A 1,216-nucleotide genomic window follows, 5' to 3' on the forward strand; every position below is an offset into this window, starting at 1 on the left:
ATGAGAGTGGAATCAGTTCAATACACAGCTTAGAAAAAAATCAAATGAATTAACAAATAATTATGTTTTATGATGTTGGTTTTATTCAGACATTTGGAATTTGTCCGTACAGTCCTGCATTTTTTCTCTCTCGCAATCCATCGTTTATGGCTTTTAACAATAACAAACGTTGTGTTGGTTTAGGAACAAAACATAAAGCTCCCAGAGCCTTCATTTCATTTAGCAGTAATTGATCTTCAGTATAAGCTGTAGTCATGATTACTTTGGTTCGTGGATCATCTTTCATCACAGCTTTTAATACTTGCATTCCATCCATGACAGGCATTTTCCAATCCAAAATGATTACATCTGGTTTGTACTTTTTGTACATCTGTAGACCTTCCATCCCATTGGAGGCAGTAATGACTGTGACAAATTTAAGATCATCCTTAATCACCAATTGGGCGAATTCTCTAAAGGCTTGAGAATCGTCCACTATCAATATTATCGGATACTGTCTACCCATGATTTACTGGTGGTACCAAAGAATAAAGTAAAGTGCATGATCTAAATGAACAATCCAAATAAAACAGGCATGTTTATCTAAATTATGACAAAAAAAATTCTCTTTGTATGTGTTGAAAATGCTGGAAGAAGTCAGATGGCTGAAGCATTTTTTAGAAAATATCTTCCAGCAGGGTTTGAGCCAATCAGTGCAGGTACAAAACCAGCATCAAAAGTAAATCCAATTGTAGCACAAGCAATGAAAGAGATAGGCATTGACATTGAAAATAACCACCCTCAAAATATTTCACAACAAATGATGGACGAAGCAGAGAATACCATCAACATGGGATGTATAGATAAGGAATCATGTCCGGCATTATTTCTAAAAAACGTGGATGATTGGCAGGTATTAGACCCAAAAGGAAGATCAATAGAAGAAGTAAGAGAGATTCGTGACCAAATAGAAAAAAAAGTAAAAGATTTGATAAATAATTTATCTAGATGAATTGATTCAATTCTTTAATCAGTTGAGAATATTAAAATTCTATTTCAAAGATAGAAAAACATGCAAAAAATGAAAGTGATGATGTTATCAAAATGTGCACCAATTGAGACCAACCCATTAAAATTAACTGAGATAGATAGACACGAGATTAGCAAACCAAATGAGATTTTATTAAAAATTGAGGCTTGTGGAGTATGTCATTCACAGCTACATGGAATAGAAGGC

2 protein-coding genes are annotated in these 1,216 nt (G+C 33.7%); one reads left to right on the top strand and one right to left on the bottom strand.

Going from position 1 to position 1,216, the window contains the following annotated elements:
* Window positions 1-85: 85 nt before the first annotated feature.
* The gene (locus tag BG20_RS04885) at window positions 86-505 is read right to left on the bottom strand and encodes a response regulator transcription factor (RefSeq protein ID WP_048097073.1); all 420 of its coding nucleotides are present in this window, start codon (window positions 503-505) and stop codon (window positions 86-88) included.
* Between the two features lie 84 nt (window positions 506-589).
* Here BG20_RS04885 and BG20_RS04890 point away from each other — a divergent pair, with 84 nt between their 5' ends.
* Window positions 590-991 carry an arsenate-mycothiol transferase ArsC gene (locus BG20_RS04890; protein WP_010191657.1) on the top strand — a complete coding sequence of 134 codons (402 nt, stop codon included), beginning with the start codon at window positions 590-592 and terminating at the stop codon, window positions 989-991.
* Window positions 992-1,216: the final 225 nt, after the last annotated feature.

It is taken from the genome of Candidatus Nitrosarchaeum limnium BG20, from assembly GCF_000241145.1.
Lineage (GTDB): Archaea > Thermoproteota > Nitrososphaeria > Nitrososphaerales > Nitrosopumilaceae > Nitrosarchaeum > Nitrosarchaeum limnae.